Genomic DNA, 12,765 nt, shown 5'->3' with positions numbered 1-12,765 from the left:
GATGGGGCGCGTCCTCCTCTGGGCCTTCGGGCTGTCGGTGATCCTGTTCCTGCTGGCGCCCATCGCCGCCATCGTGCCGCTGTCCTTCTCCGCCGGCGCCTTCCTGACCTATCCGCTGCCGGGGCTGTCGCTGCGCTGGTACGCCGACTTCGTCTCCTCGGATTTCTGGATGCCGGCGCTGTGGAACAGCCTGGGCATCGGCGCCGCGGCCTCGGCCCTGGCGACGGCGCTCGGCACGCTGGCGGCCTTCGGCCTGTGGCGGGCGCGCTTCCCGGGGCGGATGCTGGTGCTGGCGGTGCTGATGGCCCCGCTGGTGGTGCCGGCCATCGTGGTCGCCGTCTCGCTGCTGCTGGCCTTCGGGCCGATCGGGCTGGTGAACACGCATCTGGGGCTGATCCTGGCCCATGCCGCGCTGGGGGCGCCCTTCGTGGTCACCACCGTCTCCGCCGCGCTCGCGCCCTTCGACGCCACCCAGCTGCGGGCCGCGGCGGCCAGCGGCGCCTCGCCGGCGCTGGCCTTCCGCCGGGTGGTGCTGCCGCAGATCGCCCCCGGGGTGGCGGCGGGCGCCCTCTTCGCCTTCGCGACCTCCCTGGACGAGGTGGTGATCGCCCTGTTCATCTCCGGCCCGGCACAGCGCACGCTGCCGCGGCAGATGTTCTCCGGGCTGAACGACCAGATCAGCCTGACCATCGCCGCCGCCGCCACGCTGATGATCGTGCTGGCCGCGCTGCTCCTCGCAGCGGTGGCCTGGCTGAGGAGGAGAACGCCATGAACCCGTCCCACGCCGGACGCCTGCCGCGCCGTGGCCTGCTAGCCGCGGGGCTCGCCATCCCCGCCCTCGTCCCGCGCCCCGGCCGGGCGCAGGCCGCCTGGCCGGACCGCCCGGTGCGGATGGTGGTGCCCTATGCCGCCGGCGGCCCCACCGATGCGGTGGCGCGGCTGGTGGCGGAGCGGCTGTCCAGTGACCTGCCGCAGCGCGTGGTGGTGGAGAATCGCGGGGGCGGCGGCGCCCTGCCGGGCACCGAGGCGGTGGCGCGGGCCCCCAGGGACGGCAGCACGCTGCTGTTCACGACGGTGGTGCACGCCGTCCACCGCGCGCTGCACGGCGGCCGCCTGACCTTCGACCCGGCGGCGGACTTCGCTCCGGTGGCGCTGGTCGGCGTGGTGCCGATGGTGATCCTGGTGCCGCCCGACAGCCCGTATCGCGACCTGCCGTCCCTGCTGGCGGCGCTGCGCCGGGATGCGCAGCCCTATGGCAGCAGCGGCGTCGGCGGCTCCTCCCACCTGGGGGTGGAGCTGCTGAAGTCGATGACGGGCATCCGCACCGAGCACATCCCCTATCGCGGCACCGGGCCGGCGGTGGTGGACCTCCTCGCCGGCCGGGTGGCGCTGGTGATGGACAGCGTGGCGACCGGCGCGGCGCAGGTGAAGGCGGGGGCGTTGCGCGGCCTCGCCACCACGGGGCCGCGGCGGTCCTCCGCCCTGCCGGAACTGCCCACCGTGGCGGAAACGGTCCCGGGCTTCGAGGCGACGACCTGGAACGCCGTCCTCTCCCCCGCCGGCACGGACCCGGCCGTGCTGGACGCGCAGAACGCCGCCATCGGCCGGGTGCTGGCCGATGGCGCGGTCCAGGAGAAGCTGGCGGCGCTCGGGGTGGAGATCCCGCCGCCGGACCAGCGCAGCCGCGAGGCGGCGGCCGCGTTCGTCGCCGCCGAGACGCGGAAGTGGGAGGGGTTGATCCGGGAGGCCGGGATCCGGGCGGAGTGACCGGCCGCCTCCGGCGATCCCCCGCGCGGGAGCGCCGGGGGAGGGGGGATGCAGGCGGGCCCCCCCCTGGCGCGCCGCCGGGGCGGGGCCATCTGCCGGTCCTGGAACCGCAGGAGGAACCGCGTGATGACCAGCATGGCCGGCCGGCGTGGCATGATCCGGGCCTCGTTCGCCCTCGGCTCCCTGGCCCTGGTGGGCGGCCTTGCCGCCGCTCCCCGGGCAGCCAGGGCGCAATCGGCGCCGCAGGGCCCGTACAGGCTCGAGCCGCTACCCTATCGCTTCGATGCGAACGAGCCGCACATCGATGCGCAGACCATGGAGCTGCACCACGACAAGCATCACGCGGCCTATGTGAACAACCTCAACGCCGCGCTGAAGGACCACGGCCAGCTCGCCGCCCTGCCGTTGCAGGAGCTGCTGGCGAAGCTGAACGAGGTGCCGGAATCGATCCGCACCGCCGTGCGCAACAATGGCGGCGGGCATGCCAACCACACCATGTTCTGGACCATCATGGGCGGGAAGGGCGGCGCCCCCACGGGCGAGCTGGCCGAGGCGATCCAGCGCGACCTGGGCGGCCTGGACAAGATGAAGGCCGACTTCAACGCGGCGGGCGGCCGCCGCTTCGGCTCCGGCTGGGTCTTCGTCACCGTGGCCCGCGACGGCAAGCTGGCCCTGACCGATGCTCCGAACCAGGACACGCCGCTCTTCCAGGGGCAGCGGGTGCTGTTCGGCAACGATGTCTGGGAGCACGCCTACTACCTGAAGTACCAGAACCGCCGGCCGGAATACCTGCAGGCCTGGTGGAACGTGGTGAACTGGGCCGAGGTGGCGAAGCGCTATGCTGCGGCCAGGGCCGGCACGCTGACGATCTGACTGCCGGGTTCCCGGGCCGGGACCGCCGACCCGGGCCGCAAGGGAGGGGCCGCAAGGGAGGGGCGGCGCCCGCCCTCCCTTGCGGCGCTGCAAACCTCCGTCGCGTCGCGGCGTTCACGACCCGACGAGCGGAGACTTTCCATGGCCAGCCCACGCCTCAAGCCCATCAGCGACCAGGTCCTCGTGATCACCGGCGCCACCTCCGGCATCGGCCTCGCCACCGCGCGCATGGCGGCGGAGCGTGGCGCCTCGGTGATGCTGGTGGCCCGCAACGAGGATGCGTTGCGCACCCTGCGGGACGAGCTGCGCGGACGCGGCACGCGGGCGGAATACGCGGTCGCCGATGTCGGCGACCTGAAGGCGCTGGAGGAGGCCTCCCGCCGGACGGTCGAAGCCTTCGGCGGCTTCGACTCCTGGGTGAACAATGCCGGCGTCTCCACCTATGGCGTGGTCGAGGAGACGCCGCTGGAGGACCAGAAGCGGCTCTTCGACACGGTCTACTGGGGCGTGGTGAACGGCTCGCTGGTCGCGTCCCGGCATCTCAAGCAGACCGGCGGGGTGATCGTGAACGTCGGCTCGGTGCTGTCGGACCGGGCGATGATGCTCCAGGGCACCTACTCCGCCGCGAAGCATGCGGTGAAGGGCATCACCGACGTCTTCCGCATGGAGTTCGAGCAGGGGGGGCATCCCGTGCTGGTCACGCTGATCAAGCCCTCCTCGACGGACACCCTGTTTCCCGACCACGCGCGCAACCTGACCGATGCGCCCAGCCCCACCCTGCCGCCTCCGGTCTACCATCCCCGCGTGGTGGGGCGGGCCATCCTGCACGCCTGCGAATATGCCCCGCGCACGCTGGTGGTCGGCATGGGTGGCTATGCCATCGCCCTGCTCGGGAACCATTTCCCGCGCCTGACGGACTACGTCATGGAGCAGGTCGGCTATGCCTCGCAGACGACCCGGACGCCGCGCCGCGCCGACCGCGCCGACAACCTCTACGAGCCCCGTGCCGACCTGGCGGAGACCAGCGGGGTCATCGCCGGCGCGCCGCGTCGCACCTCGCTGCTGCTGGAGGCCCAGATGAACCCGCTCGGCACCGCCGGCGTGGTGGTCGGGGTGGCGGCGCTCGGCCTCGGGCTGGCCTATGGCCTGCGGCAGAACCGCAACGCCTATGACCGGCTGGTGGGGCGCGAGACCCGCAAGCAGGCGCGCTCCACCGCGTTGCAGGCGAAGCAGGCGGCCGTCGCCCTGGCGGACGAGGCACGCTCGCGCGGGCATGGGCTGTTCCGCTCTCGCCCCGCCCGCCGGGCGATGACACGGGCCGAGCAGGCGCGGCACTCCGCCTGGGAGCTGTTGCAGGAGGCCCGCTCCCGCGGCCACGACCTGGGCGATGCGGCCCGTGGGCTGGCGGAGGACGCCGCCTCGCGCGGGCGCGGCTGGCTCCGCCGCGGCCACCGCGATGCCGAGGACATGCTGGATCGCGGCCGCCACGCCGCGGAGGATCTGGCGGCGCGTGGGCGTCATTACGCGGAGGACGCGGCCGACGAGGGCTGGTCGCTGTTCCGGCGTGGCCGCAAGCAGGCCCGGAAGGCGCTGCACCGGGGCCGCGGCCAGGTGGAGGAGGTGGCCGATCACGGCTGGTCCCTGTTCCGCCGTGGACGCAAGGATGCGGAGGCGGCCGTGCAGCGTGGCCGCGGCTATGCCGAGGACGTGGCGGATCGCGGTTGGAGCCTGTTCGGGCGGGGCCGCCGTGCGGCGGAGGACCTGGCGGACCGGGGGCGCGACTACATGGACGACGCGGCCGAGCACGGCCAGGGCCTGTTCCGCCGCGGCCGCAAGGATGCCGAGGAGCTGCTCGACCGCGGCTGGCATCGCGCGGAGGATGCGCTGGACCATGGCCGCTCCCTCGCCCGGCAGGGACGGCGGGAGGTCGCGTCGCGCGGGAGCTGGCTGGCCAATGCCGCCTGGACCTTCCTCGACGACCTGCGCGACCAGGGGAGCTGGCTCTTCGGCCGCGCCGGGCGGAAGCAGGCCGCGTCCAGGATCGACGAGGTCCGCGACAGCGCCCGCTCCCTGCTGGAGGAGGCGCGCGAACGCGGCGAGTCGCTGTTCGGCCGTGGCCGCGAGGAGGCCACCACCCGCGCCGGGCAGGTGCGCGATGCCGCCGCGTCGCTGCTGCATGAGGCGGAGGACCGGGCCGCCGGCCTGTTCAGCCGCCGCACCCGCAAGCAGGCCCGCCGCACGGCGGAGGAGGCGCGGCAGCTGGCCCAGGATCTGGTGGATGAAATCCGGGGTCGGAGCGGTAGCCTGCTTCGCGATGCGCGAGTCGTTGCCAAGGACGCCCGCCGCGAGGCGCGCCGCTGGATCTGAGCCGCGGAGCGAGCGCTTCCGTCCCGAGCTGCTGACGCCGGAGCAGGCCGCCGGCGCCGACCGGGCCGCCGGGGTGCCGCTCGACCGGCTGATGGAGAATGCCGGACGGGCGGTCGCCCGTTCCATCCGGTGCCGCTGGCGGCCGCGTCCGACCCTGGTCCTGGTGGGGCCGGGCAACAATGGCGGCGATGGCTGGGTCGCGGCCCGGCTTCTCGCTCAGGAAGGCTGGCCCGTCGCGGTGGCCGCCCTGGCGCCGCCTTCGGCAGGACCCGCCGCGGCCGCCGCCGCCCGCTGGCGGGGACCCGTGGTTCCCTTCGCCGCGGCCGAGGCGGGCCGCGCCCGGCTGGTGGTCGATGCCGTCTTCGGCGCCGGGCTGTCGCGACCGCTCAATGATTCGGTCGCGGCGGTGCTGGCGGCCTCGGGCGGGCCGATCCTGGCGGTGGACGTGCCCAGCGGCCTGGACGGCGCCACCGGGCAGCCGCGTGGGAAGGTGTCTCCGGCTGCGGCGACCGTCACCTTCGTGCGGCGCAAGCCGGGCCATCTGCTGCTGCCGGGCCGGGCGCTGTGCGGCGAGGTCGAGTGCCATGACATCGGCCTGCCGGATGCCGTGCTGGCCGGGCTGGGCCTGGACTGCTTCGCCAACGGCCCCGCCCTCTGGCGCGTGCCCGTTCCCGATGCCGCCACCCACAAGCATGCGCGCGGCCATGTCGTGGTGGCGGCGGGGCCGTCCATGCCGGGGGCCGCCAGGCTGGCGGCGGCCGCGGCGCGGCGTGCGGGGGCGGGCATGGTGACCCTGGCGGCCACCTCGCCCGGCGCCGCCTTCCTGCTCCGCGGCACGGCCGAGGCGGGGTTGATCGTGGCGGACCCGCCGGCGCAGGCGCTGCTGGCGGGCGGGCGGGAGCGCGGCTGGGTCCTCGGCCCCGGGCTGGCGGCGGACGAGCGTACCGGCGAGCTGCTGCGCGCCGTGCTGGATTCCGGCTTGCCCGTGGTGGTGGATGCCGGCGGCCTGACCGCCTGCGCCGGCGATCCCGCCGCGCTGCGGGGCGCGGCGATCCTGACGCCGCATGCGGGCGAGTTCGCGCGCGTCTTCGGGCCGCCCGGCGAGGACCGCCCCGCCGCGCTGCGGGCCGCGGCGCAGGAGACGGGCGCGGTGGTCGTGCTGAAGGGCAGCGATACGGTCATCGCCTCGCCCGATGGCCGTGTGGCGATCAATGCCAATGCCCCGCCGAGCCTGGCCACGGCCGGGACGGGCGACGTGCTGTCGGGCATCGCCGCCGCCTTCCTGTCCCAGGGCCTGCCTGCCTTCGAGGCCGCCTGCGCCGCCGTCTGGGTGCATGGGGCCGCCGCCCCGACCGGGCCGGGGGTGGTTGCGGAAGACGTGATCGCCGGTATCCCCCGTGCCATGGCGGAAGCCCTGGCCTGAGCCTTCGGGCTCACGGTATGTTGCCGCGGATTTCAGGACCGACCCGAATCGGGCGCCGAACTGCGGAAGGGAAGCACTGCATGTCCGACGTTGCCGTCGCGGAATCCGGCTTTTTCGACCGGGCCTGGCGACGCGTCTCTGACCTGTGGCGCGACATGGCCGCGACGGTGTCGCGGGAGGAAGCGCCTCCCGACCTCGCGGACCAGATGCGGGCCTGCCTGGGCGGGCGCGGCGGGGAGATCTCCGCCCGGGCGCGCGCGGCGCGGCTGGCGCAGGACTACCTGTCGCGGGACCAGGCGGGGCGGGTGGAGTTCCTCTGCACCCTGGCCCGCTTCGATTCCGACATGGACGCGGTGCGCGCCGCCATGCAGCGGGTCAGCGAGGCCGAGGACCCGGCGGAGCGCGCCGTCGCCAAGGCCGGGCTGCGCCGGGCGCTGGAGCCGCCGCGCATCCGGCTGCTGACGCAGTTCACCTCGATCCCGGACGGGATGAAGTTCCTCGTCGACCTGCGGGCCGAGTTGCTGCGCCACACGCGGGAGGACCCGCTGCTGCGGGCGCTGGACCACGACCTGCGCGGGCTGCTCGCCAGCTGGTTCGACCTGGGCTTCCTGGAACTGCGGCGGATCGACTGGTCCTCGCCCGCCTCGCTGCTGGAGCGGCTGGTCGGCTACGAGGCGGTGCACCGCATCCGCACCTGGCGCGACCTGAAGAACCGGCTCGACTCGGACCGGCGCTGCTACGCCTTCTTCCACCCGCGCATGCCGGCCGAGCCGCTGATCTTCGTCGAGGTCGCGCTGGTGCAGGGCCTCGCCGGCTCGGTCCAGGCGCTGCTGGACGAGAAGGCGCCGGTGCTGGACCCGCGCGGGACGGACACGGCGATCTTCTACTCCATCAACAACTGCCAGCGCGGGCTGGACGGCATCTCCTTCGGCAACTTCCTGATCAAGCAGGTGGTGGCGGAGCTGTCGGCCGAGTTCCGCAACCTCAAGACCTTCGCCACCCTCTCGCCGATCCCCGGCTTCCGCCGCTGGCTGGACACGGCACTGGAGCAGCAGGGCGCGGCCCTGCTGACGGAGGAGGAGGCCGCGGCCATCGTGGAGGCCACGCCGGGCACGCCCGATGCGCTCGCCGCCTTTCAGGCGATGCTCGGCCGCCGCAACCCCCTGCGCGACCCGCTGGCGGCGGTGGCGGAGCCGGTGCTGGTGCGGCTCTGCGCCCGCTACCTGATCGAGGAGCGGTCGGGCGGCGGCCAGCGGGCCAAGGACCCGGTGGCGCATTTCCACCTCTCCAACGGCGCCAGGGTGGAGCGGATCAACCCGCGCGGCGACGTGTCGGAGAAGGGGCTGCGCGAGAGCCTGGGGCTGATGGTCAACTACCTCTACGACCCGGCCCGGATCGAGCAGAACCACGAGGCCTATGCCGGCGAGGGCAAGCGCGCCGCGGCGAGCGCGTTGCGGCGGCTGGCGAAGGAGGGCTGAGCGCCGGCGCCTCCCGCCCTCCGGCGGCCGGCCCGCTGGCATCGCGGGGCCCGGCCTGTATGATCCCCCCACGAGACCAAAGGGGGGAGGCGCCCGATGAATGTCACCGCCGGACCGCGCGCGCTGTCCCGCCCCGCCGACGAGGCCAGGCGCCTGGAGATCCTCCACGCGCTGGAGCGCAAGCTCCTCTGGCTCTCCGCCTGGATGATCCACCACGCCAACCACATCCGGCCCAACCGGGACGGGCTGAAGGTGGGTGGGCACCAGGCCTCCTGCGCCTCGGCGGTCTCGATCCTCGCCGCGCTCTACTTCGACGCGCTGCGGCCGCAGGACCGGGTGGCGGTGAAGCCGCATGCGGGGCCGGTCTTCCACGCGATCAACTACCTGCTGGGGCGGCAGGACCGGGAGCGGCTGGCGACGCTGCGCCAGTTCGGCGGCATCCAGCCCTATCCCAGCCGGGTGAAGGACGGGGCGGAGGTGGATTTCTCCACCGGCTCCGTCGGGCTGGGCGTGGCGCTCGCCTCCTTCGCGGCGCTGGTACAGGACTACGTCCACCTGCACGGGCTGGCGCGGGAGGGGATGCCGCGCGGCCGGCACGTCGCCGTGGTGGGCGATGCGGAGCTGGACGAGGGCAACATCTACGAGGCCCTGCTGGAGGGCTGGAAACACGACATCCGCGACGTGTGGTGGGTGGTGGACTACAACCGCCAGAGCCTGGACAGCGTCGTCCCCGACCGCCTCTTCGGCCGGATCGAGGGGCTGTTCCGCGACATGGGCTGGAACGTCGTCACGCTGAAATACGGGCGGAAGCTCCAGGCCGCCTTCGCCCGCCCGGGTGGCGAGGCGCTGCGCCGCTGGATCGACGACTGCCCCAACAGCCTCTACGCCGCGCTGACCTTCCAGGGGGGCGCCGCCTGGCGCGCCGCGCTGCTGGCCGAGCTGGGACGCGAGGAGGGGGTGCGCGCCATCCTCGACCCGCTGACCGACGACGAGCTGGCGGCGCTGATGACCAATCTCGGCGGCCACGACATCGAGACGCTGCTGGAGGCCTTCCGCGCCCAGGATGCGGAGGGCGACCAGCCCACCTGCTTCATCGCCTATACGGTGAAGGGCATGGGCCTGCCCTTCGCCGGCCACAAGGACAACCATGCGGGGCTGATGACGCGGGAGCAGATGGAGGCCTTCCGCGTGGCGATGAACATCCGCGAGGGGCATGAGTGGGACCCCTTCGAGGGGCTCGACATCCCCGAGGCGGAGCTGCGCGACTTCCTCGCCGCCGTGCCCTTCGCCACCCCGCTCTCGCCCGAGGGCCGCAGCCTCGCCGCCCCCGCCGTGCCGGTGCCGGAGAGCTTCCCCGTGCCGTCCGTGCCGGAGGGGCGGCGCCTCTCCACCCAGGCGGCCTTCGGCGAGATCCTGGCGGGCATCGGGCGTGGACAGGAGGAGATGGCGCCGCTGGCCGGGCGGATCGTCACCACCAGCCCGGACGTCACCGTCTCCACCAACCTCGGCCCCTGGGTGAACCGGCGCGGCATCTTCGACCGCCACCTGAAGAACGACGTCTTCCGCGACGCCAAGCTGGCCAGCGCGCAACGCTGGGGCATGTCGCCGGAGGGGCAGCATGTCGAGCTGGGCATCGCCGAGCAGAACCTGTTCCTGGTGCTCGGCGCGCTGGGGCTGGCGGACCGGCTGCACGGGGCGCGGCTGCTGCCGGTGGGCACCGTCTACGACCCCTTCGTGAACCGCGGCCTCGATGCGCTGATCTACGCCTGCTACCAGGACAGCCGCTTCCTGCTGGTTTCCACGCCATCGGGCCTGACGCTGGCGCCGGAGGGCGGGCAGCACCAGTCGGTCAACACGCCGCTGCTGGGCATGGCCCAGGACCGGCTCGCCTGCTTCGAGCCGGCGCATGCGGACGAGCTCGCGATCCTGATGCGCTGGGCCTTCGCGCACATGCAGGTGCCGGACGGATCGGCGGTCTGGCTGCGTCTCTCCACCCGCGGCCTGGAGCAGCCGCGGCGCAGCCTGGACCCGGCGGCGGTGGTGGCCGGCGGCTACTGGGTGGTGCCGCCGGCGCCGGGCGCGCGCCTCGCCATCGCCTATCAGGGTCCCGTCGCCCCCGAGGCCCGCGCCGCCTTCGACCTGCTGGCGGAGGAGGAGCCTGGCGCCGGCTTGCTCGCCATCACCAGCCCGGACCGGCTGCATGCGGACTGGCTGGCCAGCCGGCGTGCCGCGCGGACGGGGGAGGGGGGAGATTCCACGATCGGGCGCCTGCTCGCCCCGCTGGCGGCCGATGCCGCGCTGGTGACGGTGCTGGACGGTCATCCGGCGGCGCATGCCTGGATGGGCGCGGTGCGCGGGCAGCGCGTGGTGCCGCTGGGCGTGGACCGCTTCGGGCAGGCGGGCGACATCCCCGACCTCTACGCGGCCTATGGTCTGGATGCGGACAGCATCCTGGACGCCTGCGCCCAGGCGCTGCTCGGGCGGTAGGGCGGCCGGCAAGGCGGAGCGCTTCGAGGCCCATCGCCGGGCGACGCCGCGCCATGGTGCCGCCCTGGCGCAGGCGGGCACGCGCCTCGCGGCCGCGCTGAATGCCGCCCGTCGCGACTGGCTGGGCGGCGCCGGCCGGTGCTTGCCGCCGCGCCGCGCCGGGGACAGGCTGCGCCCCGCATGACCACGCCCGCCTATCTCGACCCCCGCTCCGGCCGGACCTGGCCGCTCGATACCCCGCGCTGGTGCGGCGATGGCGGGGAGCCGCTGCTGCTGACCGACCTGCCGGGCATCGGGCGGGAGGAGATCGACCGGACGCAGCGCTCGATCTGGCGCTATGCCGCTGCCCTGCCCTTCCGGCCCGCGGCACCGATCACGATGGGGGAGGGCTGCACCCCCTTGCTGGAGCGGGAGATTCCGGGCGGCACGGCGCTGCTGAAGTGCGAGTGGTTCATGCCCACCGCCTCCTTCAAGGATCGCGGCGCCTCGGTGATGCTCTCGCTGCTGCGCGACCAGGGGGTGGCGCATGTGCTGGAGGATTCCTCGGGCAATGGCGGCGCGGCCATCTCCGCCTATGCCGCCGCCGGGGGGATGCGGGCGAAGATCCTGGTCCCCGCCTCCACCTCGCCGGCCAAGACGGTGCAGTCCCGCGCGGCGGGGGCGGAGATCGAGCTGGTCCCCGGCAGCCGCCAGGACTGCGCCGATGCCGCACTCGCCCAGGCGCGAGACATCTTCTACGCCAGCCACAACTGGCACCCCTTCTTCCTGCACGGCACCAAGACGCTCGCCTACGAGCTGTGGGAGGATCTCGGCTTCCGCGCGCCGGACAACGTGATCATCCCCTGCGGCGCCGGCTCCAACGTGCTGGGCTGCTGGATCGGCTTCTCCGAGCTGCTGCGCGCCAGGCAGATCGACCGGCTGCCCCGGCTCTTCGCCGTGCAGCCGGAGAACTGCGCCCCCATCGCCCGCGCCGCGCTGGGCGCCCCGCCGGCGGAGCCGCGCCCGACCATGGCGGAGGGCACCGCGATCGCCCAGCCGATCCGCCTGCCGGAGGTCCTGGTCGCCCTGCGGGAGAGCGGCGGCGGGGCGGCCATGGTCGCGGAGTCGGCGATCGGCGATGCCACGCTCGACCTCGCCCGGCGCGGTCTCTACGTCGAACCGACCTGCGCCCAGGCGGCGGCGGCCTTCGCGCAGCTCCGCGCGGCGGGGCGGATCGGGGCGGGGGAGACCACCGTGCTGTTGCTCACCGGCACGGGGCTGAAGGCGACGCCGCGCATCGCGGAACTGTGCGGCGTGGCGCTCTAGCCGAAGCGGCGGGGCGACCCGAACATCCTGGCAACGGGGGCACGCAACCGACCCCCGTGGGACGCCAGATGCTGCAACTGAACCCACCCCTGCCGATGGACACGGTCCGCGGTCCGGGACTCGCCCATTTCGTGATCGACTACGGGCCGGAGAGCCACCTCATGTGGGTGGTCTTCCTGGATGCCGACGGCGCCTGCTGGACCATCCCCAACCCGGAGGTGCGGCTGCAGGCCAACTGGTCGCTGCAACGCCGCCCGGCCCGCAAGCCCTTCGCCCCGCCGGAACGCCCCGAGCCGATCGTGGTGCCGCCGCTGGTGGCCGCGGAGCCGCCGATGCCACCCGGGACGAATGGCCATGCGGCCAATGGCCACGTCCACGGCGCGGCACGCTACGACGCGGCGGCCACGGCGGCGGGGTAGGACGGCGCGACGCGCGCCCGGGCTGTGGGTGGGCAGAGCCGCAGGGCGAGGTCGGTGTGCAGCGCGACCACCGCCGCCCGGTCCAGCCGCCCGTCCGGGCGGTACCAGGTGCAGGCGCCGGTCAGCATGGCCAGCACGGCATAGGCGGTGATACGGGGGTCAGGGATGTCGAAGCCGCCCTCCTCCAGCAGGGCGATCAGCAGCCCCTCGTACTCCCGCCGCAGGACCACGATTCGCGCGTGGTTCGCGGGCTCGAGCGCGCGCAGCTCGAAGTTCGCGACGAAAACCTCCGCCCGTCGTTCCAGGTGATAGGCGACGTGATGTGCGACGAAGGCCCGCAGCCGCGCCTCCGGCTCCGGGCCGGCCGCCGCCAACGCGGCGCGCGTCTCGGCCAGCAGGCTCTCCATGTGGTCCTGGATCAGCCCGGAAAGCAGCGCCTGCTTGGTCGGGAAGTGGTTGTACAGCGAGGCCGGCCGCAGCCCCACCTCGGCGGCGAGCGCCCGCAGGCTCATCGCCTCGAAGCCGTGGCGGTGGATCAGGCGCAGTCCGGCGCGGCGGATGGCGGCGGCGGTGCGCGGGCCGTTCGAGCCGGCAGTGCGGGCCATCGCGGAACTCCCTGTCCGGCGACGCTAGGCGAGGAAAGGCT

At 74.1% G+C, this 12,765-nt stretch carries 10 protein-coding genes; 9 read left to right on the top strand and 1 reads right to left on the bottom strand.

Annotation, left to right across the window (positions count from 1 at the left end; genetic code table 11):
• Nucleotide 1 precedes the first annotated feature (1 nt).
• The 9 genes from LPC08_RS12480 to LPC08_RS12440 all read left to right on the top strand — a co-directional run bounded on the left by LPC08_RS12480 (nucleotide 2) and on the right by LPC08_RS12440 (nucleotide 12,119).
• On the top strand, nucleotides 2–772 hold the full coding sequence (locus tag LPC08_RS12480) for an ABC transporter permease (protein ID WP_230448565.1): 771 nt from the start codon (nucleotides 2–4) through the stop codon (nucleotides 770–772).
• Nucleotides 769–1,767 carry a Bug family tripartite tricarboxylate transporter substrate binding protein gene (locus LPC08_RS12475; protein ID WP_230448564.1) on the top strand — a complete coding sequence of 333 codons (999 nt, stop codon included), beginning with the start codon at nucleotides 769–771 and terminating at the stop codon, nucleotides 1,765–1,767. Before LPC08_RS12480 ends, LPC08_RS12475 begins: the two co-directional genes overlap by 4 nt.
• A gap of 126 nt (nucleotides 1,768–1,893) precedes the next feature.
• Nucleotides 1,894–2,640 carry a superoxide dismutase gene (locus LPC08_RS12470; protein WP_230448563.1) on the top strand — a complete coding sequence of 249 codons (747 nt, stop codon included), beginning with the start codon at nucleotides 1,894–1,896 and terminating at the stop codon, nucleotides 2,638–2,640.
• Nucleotides 2,641–2,781: 141 nt separating this feature from the next.
• Nucleotides 2,782–5,007: an SDR family oxidoreductase gene (locus tag LPC08_RS26235; protein WP_304622023.1), complete on the top strand. Its 2,226-nt coding sequence runs from the start codon at nucleotides 2,782–2,784 to the stop codon at nucleotides 5,005–5,007.
• Nucleotides 4,919–6,430, top strand: coding sequence for an NAD(P)H-hydrate dehydratase (locus tag LPC08_RS12460; protein ID WP_230448562.1), 1,512 nt, complete (start codon nucleotides 4,919–4,921; stop codon nucleotides 6,428–6,430). Before LPC08_RS26235 ends, LPC08_RS12460 begins: the two co-directional genes overlap by 89 nt.
• Nucleotides 6,431–6,510: 80 nt before the next feature.
• The gene (locus LPC08_RS12455; RefSeq protein WP_230448561.1) at nucleotides 6,511–7,908 is read left to right on the top strand and encodes a malonyl-CoA decarboxylase; all 1,398 of its coding nucleotides are present in this window, start codon (nucleotides 6,511–6,513) and stop codon (nucleotides 7,906–7,908) included.
• Between the two features lie 204 nt (nucleotides 7,909–8,112).
• On the top strand, nucleotides 8,113–10,395 hold the full coding sequence (locus tag LPC08_RS12450; protein WP_441295840.1) for a 1-deoxy-D-xylulose-5-phosphate synthase N-terminal domain-containing protein: 2,283 nt from the start codon (nucleotides 8,113–8,115) through the stop codon (nucleotides 10,393–10,395).
• 180 nt (nucleotides 10,396–10,575) lie between these two features.
• The gene (locus LPC08_RS12445; RefSeq protein ID WP_230448559.1) at nucleotides 10,576–11,700 is read left to right on the top strand and encodes a threonine synthase; all 1,125 of its coding nucleotides are present in this window, start codon (nucleotides 10,576–10,578) and stop codon (nucleotides 11,698–11,700) included.
• Between the two features lie 68 nt (nucleotides 11,701–11,768).
• On the top strand, nucleotides 11,769–12,119 hold the full coding sequence (locus LPC08_RS12440; RefSeq protein ID WP_230448558.1) for a protein kinase family protein: 351 nt from the start codon (nucleotides 11,769–11,771) through the stop codon (nucleotides 12,117–12,119).
• Here the strand turns inward: LPC08_RS12440 and LPC08_RS12435 are convergent.
• A complete protein-coding gene (locus LPC08_RS12435; RefSeq protein WP_230448557.1) occupies nucleotides 12,089–12,724 on the bottom strand; it encodes a TetR/AcrR family transcriptional regulator in 636 nt (211 codons plus the stop codon). The genes LPC08_RS12440 and LPC08_RS12435 overlap by 31 nt on opposite strands.
• Nucleotides 12,725–12,765 lie beyond the last annotated feature (41 nt).

This window comes from Roseomonas sp. OT10 (genome assembly GCF_020991085.1).
GTDB classification, from domain to species: domain Bacteria; phylum Pseudomonadota; class Alphaproteobacteria; order Acetobacterales; family Acetobacteraceae; genus Roseomonas; species Roseomonas cutis.
This window is presented reverse-complemented; position numbering and strand designations above follow the sequence as displayed.